Genomic DNA, 14,495 nt, shown 5'->3' with positions numbered 1-14,495 from the left:
GTTGCTGTGCGACTGGTCGACTACCTCGACAAGGGCGCCTCGCTCGATCCGGGCGCAGCTTGCCTGACCACCGACGGCGAGACTCTGACGTACGCCGAAGTCCAGCAGCTGTCTGGCCGGATCGCAGCCGGCCTTGCGGCGAGCGGCGTACGTCCGGGTGGCAAGGTGGCGATCCTGGCGGCGAACGACCCGATCGCGTTCAGCTGCGTGTTCGGGATCAGCCGGGCCGGGGCGATCTGGTGCCCGATCAACCCGCGCAACGAGGCGGCGGAGAACCGCGAGTTGCTCGACCAGTTCGACTGTGAAGTGCTGATCTACCAGGCGGCGTTCGCGCCGCTGGTGGACCGGATCCGGGACGCGCTGCCGAAGGTGCACACCTTCGTCTGCTTGGACGACCCGGACGGCTGGGACGCGTTCTGCGGTTCCGCGTCCCAGCCGGCACCCGATCTGACCGATCCTGACGACCTCGCGATGATCGTCGGCACCGGTGGTACGACGGGGCGGCCCAAGGGCGTGATGCTGAGCAACACCAACCTGGAGACGATGACGGCGCTGACGCTGATGAGCTATCCGTTCGGCGACCGGCCCGTCTACCTCGCGCTCGCGCCGTTGACGCATGCAGCCGGTGTGCTGTGCTTTCCGATCCTGGCCTTCGGCGGCGAGGTCGTCATCATGCGGACGCCCGACGTCCACTTGTTCCTGTCGTTGATCCCTACTTGTCGCGTCACGCATACCTTCCTGCCGCCGACGCTGATCTACATGGTGCTCGGCGCTCCGGAGCTCGATGCGACGGATCTGTCGTCGCTGCGTTGCTTCTGGTACGGCGCCGCGCCGATGTCGGTGTCGCGGCTCGAGGAGGCGCTGCACCGGATCGGACCGGTGATGGCCCAGCTATTCGGGCAGACCGAGGCGCCGATGATGATCTCTGTCTTGCCCCCGTCGGACCATTTCGATGCCTCTGGCAACATTGCGGTGGGCCGGCTGTCGTCGGCGGGCCGGCCGTCGCCGCTCGTGACGACGGCGATCATGGGCGCGGACGGTTCACTGCTGGGGCGCGGCGAGCGGGGCGAGATCGTCGTACGCGGCTCACTGGTCATGAAGGGCTACTACCGCAACCCGGAGGCCACTGCGGCGGCGTCCGCGTACGGCTGGCATCACACCGGCGACATCGGCTACCTCGACGACGAGAACTACCTGTACATCGTCGACCGGGCCAAGGACATGATCATCACCGGCGGCTTCAACGTGTACTCCACCGAGGTCGAACAGGCCCTGATGGCCCATGCCGCGGTCCAGGACTGCGCGGTGATCGGCCAACCGGACGAAAAGTGGGGCGAGCGGGTGGTGGCCGTCGTCCAACCCCAGCCGGGCACCACGGTCGACCCCGTTGAGCTGATCTCCTTCGTCAAGGCACGCATCGGCAGCGTCAAGGCCCCCAAAGAAGTACTGCTCTGGCCAGACCTCCCCCGCTCCAAGGTAGGCAAAGTCCTCAAGCCCGACATCAAGGCCCGCCTGTCCGCCGCGGAGTCAGCTGCCGGATGAGGCCGCGGCGCTCGCCGAGACGACAACCGCGGTGGTGACCGCGGCCTGCATCTCCGCGACAGCCTTCTTCACCGCATCGGCCGCCCAATCAGACGCGGCGATCTCCTTCGCCCGCTTCCTCAGCGCCCTCTTGTCGACTGCGTCGGTCACCACCTTCGGTACGACGTTCAGGGCGCTCAGCAAAGCGATCAGCGCACCAGTCCGCTCGTCCGGCTGCCTGCCCACCTTCAGCACGCTGTCGCGCGGGACGCCAGGATACGGACCCCCTGTCAAGGGCGGATTCGTCGGTAAGTAAGGTAAGGCTTAGCTAACAGGTTCGCCCACCTCGAAAGCAGACCGCCATGACCAGAGCACTGTCACACCGGCGCTTCTTCGCCGGTATCGGTACCCTCAGCCTCCGGCCGTTCGACCTGACCGAGGACGTGACCACCCTGCACGGCTGGGTCAGCCAACCCTATGCGCGCTACTGGGGCCTGCTGAACGCCTCCGTCGACGACGTCCACGCCGAGTACCTGCGGATCGCGCAATCCGGTCATCACCGCGCCTTCCTCGGTGAGCACGACGGCCGGCCCGCGTTCCTGATGGAGCGCTACGAGCCGTCGTACGACGCGGTCGGCAAGCTGTACGACGTCGCGCCCGGCGACATCGGCATGCACGTACTGGTCGCACCGCCGGACCAGCGCATCCCGGGCTTCACCGGCGCGGTGTTCGAGACGATCCTGGACTGCCTGTTCAGAGACCCGCTGATCGACCGGATCGTGGTCGAGCCGGACGTCCGCAACACCAAGATCCATGCGCTCAACGAGCGGATGGGGTTCCGCAAGCACAGCATCGTCGACCTGCCGAACAAGCAGGCCTGGCTGAGTTTGTGCACCCGCGACCAGTACGCCGAAGCGACCCGGATGAACGAGGCGGGCTGAACCATGACGACCGAGCATCTCAACCCGGACACCTGGGCCGTCGCCAATCGCGCGCTGGTCCGCAAGGCCCTGGCCGAGTTCATTCACGAACGCATTCTCGAACCGGTTGCCACCGGCAACGGATACCAACTGTCTGGTGGGACGAGCCAATACACCTTTACCGCCAAGCTTTATCCGCTCAACCATTGGGAAGTCGATGCCGCGAGCATCGAACGATTCGTCGACGGTCAAGCCGCTCCGGTCGACGCGCTCGACTTCATCACCGAGTTTCACCAGCAGCTCGGCATCGGCGCCGAGATGCTGCCGGTGTATCTCGAGGAAATCAGCAGCACGCTGGCGAGTGCGTCGTACAAGCTCAGCAAGCCTGATCTGACCGCTTCCGATCTGGTCGCCGCCGATTTCCAGACCATCGAGGCCGCGATGACCGAGGGCCACCCGTGCTTCGTCGCGAACAACGGGCGGCTCGGCTTCGGCGCCACCGACTACCGTGCCTTCGCGCCCGAGACCGGCAAGCCGTGCGGCTGACCTGGATCGCCGTACGCCGCGATCGGACGACGATCTCGCACAGCACGACGATCACGTACGACGAACTGCTGCAGACCGAGCTCGGCTACGACGCGCTGCGCCGGTTCGCCCAGCGCATCGTTGCCGTCGGCGCCGATCCGGCCGACTACGTCTACCTGCCGGTGCATCCGTGGCAATGGGAGCACAAGACGTCGATCACGTTCGCGGCCGATATCGCGCAGCGGCACATCATCCAGCTCGGGTCGAGTGACGACGAATACCAGCCGCAGCAGTCGATCCGCACCTTCTTCAACCGGTCCGAACCGTCGCGCCACTACGTGAAGACGGCGCTGTCGGTGCTGAACATGGGCTTCATGCGCGGTCTGTCGCCGACGTACATGGCGGCGACGCCGGCGATCAACGACTGGGTGTACCGCTTGGTCGAGAACGACCTGGTCCTCAAGCGATACGGCTTTTCCGTATTGCGCGAGATCGCGGCCGCCGGGTACCACAACCGGTACTACGAATCCGCCACCGAGAAGACTTCGCCGTACCGGAAGATGTTGTCCGCATTGTGGCGGGAGAGCCCGGTGCCGGCGCTGGAGCCGGGCGAGCGACTGGCCACGATGGCGAGCCTGCTGCATGTCGACCGGCACGGCGCCTCGCTGGCCGCCGCGCTGATCCGGGCCTCGGGCCTGGCGCCGGCCGACTGGTTCCGCGCGTACATCGACGTCTATCTGATCCCGTTGCTGCACAGCTTCTACGCGTACGAACTGGTCTTCATGCCCCACGGCGAGAACCTGATCCTCGTCTTGCGGAACTCGGTGCCGACCCGGGTCATCATGAAGGACATTGCCGAGGAGATCGCGGTGCTCAGCCCGGCGACACCGCTGCCGCCGGACGCCGAACGCGTCCGCGCCGAGGTGCCGGACGACGAGAAGCTGCTGTCGATCTTCACCGACGTCTTCGACTGCATCTTCCGCTTCCTCTCACCGCTGCTCGACCGCGAGGGACTGCTGGCGCCCGCGGAGTTCTGGTCGGTGGTCGCGTCGGCAGTGCGCGACTACCAGGCGGCGACACCTGAGTTGGCTTCGGCGTTCGCGAAGTACGACATCTTCGCGCCTTCGTTCGCGCTGTCGTGTCTGAACAGGTTGCAACTGAAGAACAACCAGCAAATGGTCGACCTGACCGACGTCGCCGGCTCACTCCAGTTCGTAGGCACCTTGGACAATCCACTCGTCACGGAAGCCGCAGGCTGACGCTCCACCTTGAGAACCCGCCAACCACGTTCGGCGCCGAGAAATGATCGGTGGCTTCTCAAGGCCGGACCTCTACGCTGCGGAGCGAGGGTTGTGGATAACTCCCGCGGCGGTACGGCGAAATCGGTCAAGCTGATGGGGTGACGAGCGAACAGGTTGTCGAGGTACCACGCGACGGACGCCGCTACGAGGTCGTGGACGGCCGCCTGCTGATCACAGGCGCCCAGCCACCCGCCCACCACGCCGCCGTTGTGGCGCTCATGGTCGTCCTGAAACAAGCCTGCCCACCCGACCTGCTCGTCTCCGTAGGCTCCCTGGACTTCCGCCCCGCCGTCGACATCTCCCTCCGCCCCGACCTCCTCGTCTGCCGCCGCGAAGACGCCGGCCGCCAACTCCTGCAACATCCACCCCTGCTAGCCGTAGAAGTCCTCTCCCCCACCACCCGAACCACCGACGTAGTCCTCAAACGAACCCTCTACGAAACCCACCACGTCCCCTCCTACTGGCTCCTGGACCCCACCCACCACGAACTAACCATCCTGGAGCTGACAGAAACGGGCTATACCTGCCGCGCCGCACTCCAGTCAGAGGAGACCTTCCACGCCACCCACCCCTTCCCAGTCACCCTCACCCCAGCCGATCTGACGAGATGACGGGGCAGATCCAAGGGCAACCCGGGGCAGATAGGGGCAGATCGCCGAAATCGCACCAACCACTCCTCGGGAACCACCATGCTGGTCGTGTGACCAGGAAGGGGGCACCCCCGTGGAACCCATTGCCTCAGGCCCCTACACGTTGGCGTATCTCGAGACCGCGCCTGACGACGGGAGACGGCGCGAGATCATCGACGGCGGACTGTGCGTAACGCCTTCACCTTCGAGGATCCACCAGAGAGCCGTCATCCGCCTCGGCGGCAAGCTCAACCTCTCCTGCCCTGCAGGCCTCGAGGTCCTCGTCGCACCGTTCGATTACCAGCCGACGTCGGAGCGCTCGCTCCAGCCCGATGTGCTCGTCTGCAATCCCGAAGATCGCGGGTCGGACAAGTTACGGAAGCCGCTGCTTCTCGCGGTCGAGATCCTGTCACCGAGTACCAAGATGCTCGATCTGCTCTTGAAGCGTGGTGTGTACGAACAGGCCGGTGTGCGCTCCTACTGGATCTTGGATCCCGACAAGGAGGCGCTGACCGTCCTGGAGCTGGTGGACGGGGCGTACGTCGAGCGGGATGTAGTCACCGGCGAGAAAGCGTTCGACGCGGAGCTGCCGTTTCCGGTTCGAATCGTCCCGGCCGAGTTGCTACGCGAATGCTGAGGTCAGGGCAAGGCCCGGGCAGATGATGATCTGCCCTTCTGACTCGGTTCGAGCCGGTCCACGGTTGGAGCATGCGACCGATCGAACCAGATGAATTCACGACGGCGGATCTCGAGGTCACGCCTGACGACGGCATGCGGTATGAGCTAGTCGATGGAGTTCTCATAATCACATCAACTCCACCGACGATTCATCAGCGAGCTCTGGGCGAGCTGTGCTTCCTACTAGCACCCGTCTGCCCTGAGGATCTCGAGGTCTTGCATGGGGTTGAGTTTCGGCCGCACAGTCGTCTGGCGCTGGTGCCTGATCTGGTGGTGTTTCGGTGTGACGACATCGGAGTGCAATGGCTGGAGGGGCCGCTGCTGCTTGCTGTTGAGATTCTTTCGCCGGCGACCCGTACGGTCGACCAGGTGTTCAAGCGCAAGCTCTACGAGACGGCCGGTGTTGCGTCGTACTGGATGTTCGATCCGGACGAGGTGCGGTTGACGGCGCTCGAGTTGGAGGAGGGTAGGTATGTCGAGCGGGCGGTGGTGAGTGAGGATGAGGTGTTTGAGGCTGAGATTCCCTTTCCTGTGAAGGTTGTTCCGGCGGAGCTCATCCGTTGAGGAGGGTGATCAGTTCCTGTCTTCCCGGGAGGTTGGCGGGGCGGATGATGTCGGCGGTGCGGACGTAGTAGAAGGCGGCGGTGACGTTGTGCAGGGGGATGTTGTGGAGTTCGGACCAGGCGAGGCGGTAGATGGCTAGCTGGAGGGGGTCGGCGGTTTCGGAGCGGCTGGTTTTCCAGTCGATGACGTCGTAGCCGCGGGAGCCGTCGGGGCGGACGACCTGGTAGACGGCGTCGATGCGGCCGCGGATGACCCGGCCGCCGATGGCCAGGGCGAAGGGGGCCTCGATCTCGTACGGCGTGGTTTCGCCGTACGGGCCGGTGCGGAAGGCGTCCATCAGCTCGGTCAGGTCGGTGTCGTCGACGATGCCTTCGTCGGCGGCGCCGGGGAGGTCGTCGGGATCGAGCAGCAGCTGCTGGCCGAAATAGCTCTCGACCCAGGCGTGGAAGCGGGTGCCGAAACGTGCGGCCCGGTTGGGTTTGCGTGGCATCGGGCGGGCAAGTTCCGAGGCGAGACCGTCCGGGTCTTTCGCCAGCCGCATCACTTGCGTCGCCGACAGCGCGGCCGGCAGCGCGACGTCGTACGCCTTCCGGCTCCGGCTTTCCCTTGCCTCGGACAACAATCGCTCGATCTCGGAATCCCACCGTGCGACCGTCGCCTGCTCGTCCAGCAGGAGCGACTCCTCCGCCTCCAGCGACGGACCCTCCGCGCGTGCAAGAGAAACCAGCGCCGCCGCTTCCAGCCGCCGCTCGTACGACGCAGCGTCGTACGGCGTCGGCCACGGCGCCTGGGTCTGCTCCGCGAGCTCCGGATTCTCCTCAGACAACTCAGGCTGAGGGGCCCACGAGATCACCCGCTCGCCGGCGTGCTGCTTCAAGAGAGAAAGGTACGACGACGGCCCGCGCGGCCGCTTCTGCGTCGGGCCCCACCAGTGCCCGGTCGCGACCAGGATCTCCTTCGCCCGGGTGAAAGCGACGTACCCGAGCCGCCGTTCCTCCAGCGCGTTCACGTCCTTGCACTCGTCCGCGAACGCCTTCAGCCCGGCGTTGGACAGATCGTGAAAGTCGGGCAGCGTGTCGGCGTCACCGCGCAGCGGCCACGGCAGCACCTTCGCGTTCGTCGTCCACTTGTCCCGCCCACGATCCGAAGGGAATACCTTCGAAACCAGCGTCGGCACGAAGACGATCGGCCACTCCAGCCCCTTCGACCGGTGCGTGGTGAGCAGCTTCACCGAATCGGCTTCACTCGGTACGGCGAGGTCGAGACCCGCGGCGTACTCCTCCTCGGCGGCCAGATACGCCAGCAGGCCGTCCAGCGAACCGTCCGACTCGGTGGAGACAAAGTTGCCGACGGCATCCAAGAAGGCGGCGAGGTGATCGCGGCGGGCGGAGTCGACGTGCTCGGGGGTCGCGGTGAGTTCGACGTCCAGGCCGATCGTACTGATCACTCGGCGGACCAGGTCGAGCAGCGGCTCCGCCGCGTGGGCGCGCAACTCTCGCAACTCGGCCGAAAGTTCCTTGAAGCGGACCAAAGCGTCGGGCGAGTACTCCAGCGACCCCGGATCATCGACGGCCTCGGCGAGTGAGATCACCTCGGTCGAATCCATGCCGGCGACGGCGGCGTCGAGAGCTGCGACCAGGTCGTCGGCCGCCGGACGGTCGCCGGCGTCGGCGAGAATCCGGGAGCGGTTCGCCAGCAGTGCGAGGTCTCGATGGCCGATCCGGTAGCGGGGACCGGTGAGGATCCGCAGCATCGCCGCGTTCGCGGTCAGATCGTTGACGGCTTGCAAGGTCGCGACGACGTCGACGACCTCGGGCAGGGCGAGCAGACCGCCGAGGCCGACCACCTCGACCGGGACCTTGCGCGCGATCAGGGCTTCGTGGACCGCGCTGAGGTCGACGTTCGTACGCATCAGGATGCCGATGTCCTTCCACCGGCGGTTCGGCGTCTTGTGCGCGGCAACGATCGCGTCGGCGACCCACTCGATCTCCTGCGAGCGCGTCTCGAACAGCCCGACCGTGATCGCTCCCTCGGGCGCGTCCGGCGGCGCTTCGAGCGGGATCACGCCGGGATGCTGCTCGTAGAGCTCGGTCGCGTGCTGGTTGGCCGCGGCGAGGATGCGGCTGCCGCAGCGGCGGTTGATGCTGAGCACGTAGCGCTGCGCCGGTGTGCCGTCCGCATTGGGAAAGTGCTCAGGGAATTCGTCCAGGTTCGCGACGGACGCACCTCGCCAGCCGTAGATCGCCTGGCACGGATCGCCGACTGCGGTCACCGGATGCCCTTGCCCGCCTGGGCCCGCAAACAAAGCGGTGAGCATGCGCCGCTGCGAGACGGACGTGTCCTGATACTCGTCCAGCAGCACGACCTTGTACCGCGACCGCTCGACGACCGCGACCTCCGGGCACTCCTCCGCCAGCCGCGCGCCGAGCGCCATCTGATCCGCGAAGTCGACGACGCCGCGCTCGGCCTTGTACGCCTGGTACTCCTCGACCAACTGCAGGATCTCGCCGCGCTTCAACGCAGTCTCGGCGAGCTTGCGCACCTCGACCGTTTGCTTCGCCGCCGCCGCGACTTCCCGTCGTACTCCCTCGTCATGCTCCCGTACGGCGTCCGCCGTCAGCAGGTGATCCGCCAGCTCGCCGTCGAGCGAGAGCAGGCTGTTGACCAGCGTCGGCACGTGGTGCGACGCGAACCGGATGGGCCCGGACGATCGTCGTACGACGCGACCCGCCAACTGGAAGCGGGTCGCGTCGGCGAGGACGCGGGCGTCGGGTTCGAGACCGAGGCGAAGGCCGTGCTCGGCGATCAGCGTGCCGGCGAAGGCGTGGTACGTCGAGACGACGGGCTCGCCGGGCTCCTCCTGCTCCCAGTTCGGGATGTTGCTGCGCAGGTGCGCGGCGAGGATCGGGTGCTGGTCCTTCGGGAGGGTCGATCCGAGTACGCCGGCCTTGGTCAGATCCTCGCGGATCCGTACGTCGAGCTCGTTCGCCGCCTTCTTGGTGAACGTCAGCCCCAGCACTTCCTCGGGTTTCACCTGCCCGGTGCAAATCAGCCACACCACCCGAGCCGCCATCGCCGTCGTCTTCCCCGACCCAGCCCCCGCCACAATCACACCCGGAGCCAGCGGCGCGGTGATCGCCGCCAACTGCTGATCAGAAAACGGAATCCCCAGCAGATCACACAACTCAGCTGTAGTTGTCAGGTGAGCGCGCATCAGAGGATTTCCCGGCCTTCGGGTTGGATGGGGCAGAGCGGGCGAGCTTCGCAGCGAGTGCAGCCGTCGTTGCGTTTGGCAACGAATTCCTCGGAGCGGACCATTGCCTCGGCGTCGTCGACGGCTTCGTCCAGCCAGGTGCGGCCGTCGTCGTCCGATTCCAGCGGGCCTTGGTGCTGGACCTTTGGGAAGCCGCTGTCGTCGTGGCGGAGCTGGACGAGTTCGGCACCGCCGGCGACCGGGTCCTGGCCGACGACGGGAAGTTGCCGGGAGGCGATCGCGCGTTGGTAGATCGCGAGCTGGACGTGCCGCTCTAGCGCCGGCTTGGTCGGCATCGACCGGCCGGTCTTGAGGTCGACCACCCGGATCGTCCCCTCGGAGTCCGCCTCGATCCGGTCCATCCGCCCCTTCACCCGTACAGCGGGTTTGTCGGCATCCGGCAGCAGTACGTCGAACTCCACCTCGGTCCCGATCAACTCCCGATCCGGCCGCCCCTGATGCCACGCGACGAACCGCCGCAACGCCTGCTCGGCCTCGACCCGCTCCCGGTCGGAGATCCACGCCGACTCGAACTCGAGCTGCGTCCACACCTTGTCGAGCCACCCGTTCAGCTCGTCCGCGTCGGGCGGCAACGCCCCGCTCGCGACCGCATCCGCCAGCGTGTGCAGCACCTGGCCGAACCCGATCGCCGACGTACTGGGCGTTTCACCACCCGCTCGCCGGGTGAGGAACCACTTCAACGGACAGTCCACGATCGTCGTCAGCGCGCTCCCCGACAGCGGCACCGGCAGCTCCGGATTCGCGATCGGCACGGCAGACCGCGTTCGTTCCCGCACACCCCACCACCGCGCCGGGTCGGCCGTCGGCACCAACGGCTGACCGCGATCGTCCGCCGCATCCGCCAGCACAGCCAGCCGATCCGCCGCGACCCGTTTCAACGCCGGCGACGACGCCGGATCCGCGAGTACACACCGAAGATCAGCGACGAGACCGTGCAAAGACAACGGCCGCCGCGGACGACCAGCCACCAGCTTCACCGGAATGTCCAGCTCGGCCAACAACCGCGACGGCTGATCCCCATCCGCCTCCGGCGCCTGCACCGCCGTCACGATCAACCGCTCCCGAGCCCGCGTGATCGCGACGTAGAACAACCGCCGCTCCTCCGCCAGCAACGCCCCGGCCGACAAGGGCTCCACCAAACCGTCCGGCCCGAGCCGATCCGGCTCCAGCAATGACCCCCGCCGCCGCAGATCCGGCCACTGCCCTTCCTGCACACTCGCCACAACCACCAGCCGCCACTGCAGCCCCTTCGACCGGTGGGCCGTCATCAGCTGTACGCCGGCCTCGCGATACGTCGCGTCGAACCGGTGATCCGCAGCGATGTCCAGTGACTCGAGCTCGGAAAGAAACGCCGACACCCCCTTGAACCCGACCTGCTCCTCCGCCCGGCTCGCGGCGTCGAACAACGCACACAATGAGTCCAGATCCCGGTTGGCCGTTCGCGCCGTCTCACCACCCGAGTTCGCCTGCGCGCGCAACCGGCGCAACCACGGCGAATCCGACCACAGCGACCACATCACCTCGTCCGGTGCCGCGCCCGCGGTCACGATATTTCTTGCCTTCAGCAACCTTTCACCCAGCGCCGCGAACCGTGCCTCCGCCGACGACGCCTCGGCGTCCAGCAGCAGCGGATTCAGCAACGCCTCCCGCAGCAGCTCGTCCGACGACCGCGGCAACCGCTGCCCACCGGCCGCCTCCCGGTCCCGCCGCCGCAGCACCCGAGCCAACCGCCGCAACTGCCCCGCATCCATCGCCCCCAACGGCGACAACGCCAGCGCCCGTACGACGTCGACCGTCAACGTGGACGGATCCGCGACGGCACGCAAAGCAAGAAGCATCGGACGTACGGCGGGCTCACGCGACAACGGGAGTTCGTCGCCGGCCACATCAACCGGAATCCCGGCCGCGGCCAGAGCACGACGCAAGGGCGGGATCGAGCGACTGCCGGATCTGACCAGCACCGCCATCTCGTTCCAGCCGACGCCGTCCTGGACATGCGCGCGCCGAAGCAGGTCCGCGATGTGCTCGAGCTCGGCGCCGCTGGTCGAGTAGACGTTGGCCTCGACCTTGCCGTGACCGTAGACGCAGCCACTGGCGTCTGGATTGCGGAAGCGTTCGAAGGTGTCGCGGTCGAGAGTGCCCGGCACGCCCAGCCGGCTGACGACATTGCGGGAGACGCGGGAGATCGTCGTACCGAATCGTCTGGTGGTGCCGAGGGCGATCTGGGCGGCTTCCGCGCCGTCCGCCGTACGGAACTCCTCGGTGAACCGGAGCAGACCGCGGACGTCGGCTCCGCGGAACGTGTAGATGGATTGGTCCGGATCGCCGACGACGACGAGGTCGCGGCCGTCGCCCGCGATCGCTTGCAGGAGCTGGGTTTGGCCCGGATCGGTGTCCTGGTATTCGTCGACGAAGACGGCCTTGAACTCGGTCCGCAGTTTGGCCTGGACCTGCGGTTGCTGGGCCAGGATCACCGCGCGGTGGATCAGCTCGGAGTAATCCAGGACCTGTTCGTGGTCGAGGATCTGCAGGTACTCCTCGAAGAAGTCGCCGACCGCGACCCACTCCGCCCGTTCCGCCGAACGACCGATCGCGGACAGATCCTCGGGGTCGAGCCCGAGCTGCCGCGCCTTGCCGATCACGGCTTGGACCTCGTCGGTGAACCCACGAGTCTTCAAGGCCGGATGCAAGCTCCGAGGCCAGTGCACCGCGCCAACCTCGCGACTGCCTGACAGCGCCTCGCTCAACCGCAGCGACTGCTCCGGACCGGACGGAAGTCGCAGCGGTACGTCGAACGCGTCGGCGGGTGTGAAGCGTCGAAGCAACGCATAGCAGAACGAGTGGAACGTCATCGACGGCATCACCCGCGTGGTCCGCCCGAGCCGGCCGGTGATGCGATCCCTGAGCTCGGTCGCGGCCTTGCGCCCGAACGTCAGCACCAGCACCTCGTCGGGGCTCAGCCCACGATTGCGCACCCGATCGACGACCGCCTCGACCAATGTCGTCGTCTTACCCGTTCCAGGCCCGGCGAGCACCAGCAGCGGTCCGCCCGGATGATCCACCACCGCCTGCTGATCCGCATCCAGAACAGGAGCATCCGCGCTGCGCCCCTCCGCCCGCACCAACCGGTATCGGGACCCCTGTCTGCTGACCACCGCCACATCTCACCAGACCCCACCGACAAACCCCGACGGCACACACCGCCGACCCCAAACCTCTCCGCACTGCGGACGCGCGGACCTGCAGGCCATCACAATCAGCACGCCCGGGCCTACCCCACGCACAGGCCCATGCCGGCAGCTCAGTTGTGATGGCCTGGCGGTCCGGCGAGTTCCTTGGCGTAGAACACCTCGGCGTACTTCTCTTCTTTGTACGGCGGGATCTCCTGGTAGCCGTGCTTCAGGTACAGGGCGCGGGCCTCGCTCAGGTCGAGGCGGGTGTCGAGGACGATGCGACTAGCGCCCAGCTCGCGGGCCGCACTCTCAATGGCGGCGAGCAGAGCGGCGCCACCGCCCGTGCCGTGGTACGCCGGCCGGACGAAGACGCGGGACAACTCGACCGTGTCGGCATCCTTGATCTTGAGGCCGACACAACCGGCGACGGCACCGCCATATCGACCGATGAGGAACAGGCCGGTCGGCGGCGCGAGGTGTGTGCTCGGGTACTCGGCGAGCCCGGTCTCGATCTCCTCGGGAGTGTTCGGCCGGCCGAGATAGAGCGTGCTCCAGCGATCGGCGACGGTGATGTAGAAGTCACGAAGCAACGCCAGCGCCTCGGCGGAGTCGACGGACGCGGGCTTGACGGACCAGGTGTTCACCCCTCGCAGTGTGCCAAGTCGAGGTTGTTAATGCTCCTGGATTTCCGGGTCCCAGCGGACCTGGCGCAGGTTGACGCGGCCGTTGGTGATGCGGACGCCGTCGGCGCGGAGGAGGTGGAGCTGTTCGTCGCCCACCTCGTCCGCGGGGACGCCGCTGGCCCGGATGACCCGCCACCATGCGACGCCTCCGCCGTACTCGCGCATGACCGCACCGACCTGGCGAGGTCCGCCCTGTCCGACGTACTCGGCGATGTCGCCGTACGTCGCCACACTGCCAGGCGGGATCGACTCCACTGCCTGCAGCACCGCCTCGACGTACTCCTCCCGGTCCACGGGCCCAAACTTAGGCCAGCGGAGCCAGCGCCTTGGCGAGGGGTTCGACGACGGACGGCGCGGCGTCGAGCGGGAGGTTCATCACGACCAGGTCGACACCTGCTTCGCCGTACGCTGCCGCCGACGCGACCGCTGCATCGAGGGGCTGATCAGCGTCGATGCGGACGTTGACCGAGCAGGTGATCTCGTTCACGTCGCGGCCGATGTCTTCGCAGTGCTTGACCAGCACGTCCTTGAGCGGCTTCCACTCCTCCGGGCTCGGCACGATCACGTTCCAGTGCTGGGCCCACTTGGCGACCGCACGCAGCGTCCGCTTCGGCCCCTTGCCGCCGATGGTGATCGGCGGATGCGGAGTCTGCACGGCCTTCGGCTCGCAGTACGCGTCGGTGAGCTTGATGTACTTGCCGTCGAAGTTCGCGACCTTCTCGGTGAGCAGCGCGATCATCGCCTGCACACCCTCGTCGAACCGGTCGAAGCGCTCCTTCAGCGGATACAGCTCGATGCCGTACGCGGCCGTCTCCATCTCGTTCCAGCCCGCGCCCACACCGAGCTCGAGCCGGCCGTTGGAGATGATGTCGGTGGTCGCGGCCATGTTCGCCAGTACGGCGGGATGCCGGTAGATCATGCCGGTCACCTGGCAGCCGACGCGGATCCGCTGCGTCGCCTGGGCCAGCGCGGCGAGCGTCGTCCAGGCTTCGAGGTTCGGCCCGGCCATGTCACCGCTGAGCGGGTAGAAGTGATCCCAGTGCCAGGCGGACTCGAAGATCTCGAAGTCGTCCGCGGCGATCCACACATCCCGCAACTGCTGCCACGTCGTGTGCTCAGGCCTGGTCTTGATCGCGAACCGCATGCCCGCCTCCTAGGTAACCGTTTCCCAGGTGCGACCTTACCCCGCCCATCCGTCCCCATTTGATGGGTTCACCGATCGGGTTG

At 66.8% G+C, this 14,495-nt stretch carries 12 protein-coding genes and 1 pseudogene; 7 read left to right on the top strand and 6 right to left on the bottom strand.

Going from position 1 to position 14,495, the window contains the following annotated elements:
- Positions 1–6: 6 nt before the first annotated feature.
- Positions 7–1,542 (top strand): acyl-CoA synthetase, encoded by a 1,536-nt coding sequence (locus tag EV646_RS22775; RefSeq protein WP_132151780.1) that lies wholly within the window; start codon positions 7–9, stop codon positions 1,540–1,542.
- Here the strand turns inward: EV646_RS22775 and EV646_RS22770 are convergent.
- On the bottom strand, positions 1,528–1,767 hold the full coding sequence (locus EV646_RS22770) for a GPP34 family phosphoprotein (RefSeq protein ID WP_241996262.1): 240 nt from the start codon (positions 1,765–1,767) through the stop codon (positions 1,528–1,530). The genes EV646_RS22775 and EV646_RS22770 overlap by 15 nt on opposite strands.
- A gap of 116 nt (positions 1,768–1,883) precedes the next feature.
- On the opposite strand from EV646_RS22770, the gene EV646_RS22765 reads away from it, so the two are divergent.
- The 6 genes and pseudogenes from EV646_RS22765 (at position 1,884) to EV646_RS22745 (ending at position 6,138) form a co-directional block, all read left to right on the top strand.
- Positions 1,884–2,462, top strand: coding sequence for a GNAT family N-acetyltransferase (locus EV646_RS22765; RefSeq protein WP_132151776.1), 579 nt, complete (start codon positions 1,884–1,886; stop codon positions 2,460–2,462).
- A gap of 3 nt (positions 2,463–2,465) precedes the next feature.
- Positions 2,466–3,550 (top strand): annotated as a pseudogene (locus tag EV646_RS41015) (IucA/IucC family protein); the annotation flags it as partial.
- Positions 3,527–4,225 (top strand): IucA/IucC family protein, encoded by a 699-nt coding sequence (locus EV646_RS41010; RefSeq protein WP_422386724.1) that lies wholly within the window; start codon positions 3,527–3,529, stop codon positions 4,223–4,225. The pseudogene EV646_RS41015 and the gene EV646_RS41010, both read left to right, overlap by 24 nt.
- 140 nt (positions 4,226–4,365) lie before the next feature.
- The gene (locus EV646_RS22755; protein ID WP_132151774.1) at positions 4,366–4,878 is read left to right on the top strand and encodes a Uma2 family endonuclease; all 513 of its coding nucleotides are present in this window, start codon (positions 4,366–4,368) and stop codon (positions 4,876–4,878) included.
- Positions 4,879–4,990: 112 nt separating this feature from the next.
- A complete protein-coding gene (locus EV646_RS22750; RefSeq protein WP_132151772.1) occupies positions 4,991–5,533 on the top strand; it encodes a Uma2 family endonuclease in 543 nt (180 codons plus the stop codon).
- 71 nt (positions 5,534–5,604) lie between these two features.
- Positions 5,605–6,138 (top strand): Uma2 family endonuclease, encoded by a 534-nt coding sequence (locus EV646_RS22745; RefSeq protein WP_241996261.1) that lies wholly within the window; start codon positions 5,605–5,607, stop codon positions 6,136–6,138.
- On the opposite strand, the gene EV646_RS22740 is transcribed toward EV646_RS22745, so the two are convergent.
- The 5 genes from EV646_RS22740 to EV646_RS22720 all read right to left on the bottom strand — a co-directional run bounded on the left by EV646_RS22740 (position 6,128) and on the right by EV646_RS22720 (position 14,412).
- Positions 6,128–9,352 (bottom strand): ATP-dependent DNA helicase, encoded by a 3,225-nt coding sequence (locus EV646_RS22740; RefSeq protein ID WP_132151770.1) that lies wholly within the window; start codon positions 9,350–9,352, stop codon positions 6,128–6,130. The two genes, EV646_RS22745 and EV646_RS22740, sit on opposite strands and share 11 nt — an antisense overlap.
- On the bottom strand, positions 9,352–12,474 hold the full coding sequence (locus EV646_RS22735; RefSeq protein ID WP_241996260.1) for an ATP-dependent helicase: 3,123 nt from the start codon (positions 12,472–12,474) through the stop codon (positions 9,352–9,354). Before EV646_RS22735 ends, EV646_RS22740 begins: the two co-directional genes overlap by 1 nt.
- A 239-nt stretch (positions 12,475–12,713) precedes the next feature.
- On the bottom strand, positions 12,714–13,229 hold the full coding sequence (locus tag EV646_RS22730) for a GNAT family N-acetyltransferase (protein WP_132151766.1): 516 nt from the start codon (positions 13,227–13,229) through the stop codon (positions 12,714–12,716).
- A 27-nt stretch (positions 13,230–13,256) separates the two neighbouring features.
- Positions 13,257–13,562, bottom strand: coding sequence for an MGMT family protein (locus EV646_RS22725; protein ID WP_132151764.1), 306 nt, complete (start codon positions 13,560–13,562; stop codon positions 13,257–13,259).
- A gap of 10 nt (positions 13,563–13,572) precedes the next feature.
- Positions 13,573–14,412 (bottom strand): TIGR03560 family F420-dependent LLM class oxidoreductase, encoded by an 840-nt coding sequence (locus tag EV646_RS22720; protein WP_132151762.1) that lies wholly within the window; start codon positions 14,410–14,412, stop codon positions 13,573–13,575.
- Positions 14,413–14,495 lie beyond the last annotated feature (83 nt).

Source organism: Kribbella antiqua (assembly GCF_004345665.1).
GTDB classification, from domain to species: Bacteria; Actinomycetota; Actinomycetes; order Propionibacteriales; family Kribbellaceae; genus Kribbella; species Kribbella antiqua.
This window is presented reverse-complemented; position numbering and strand designations above follow the sequence as displayed.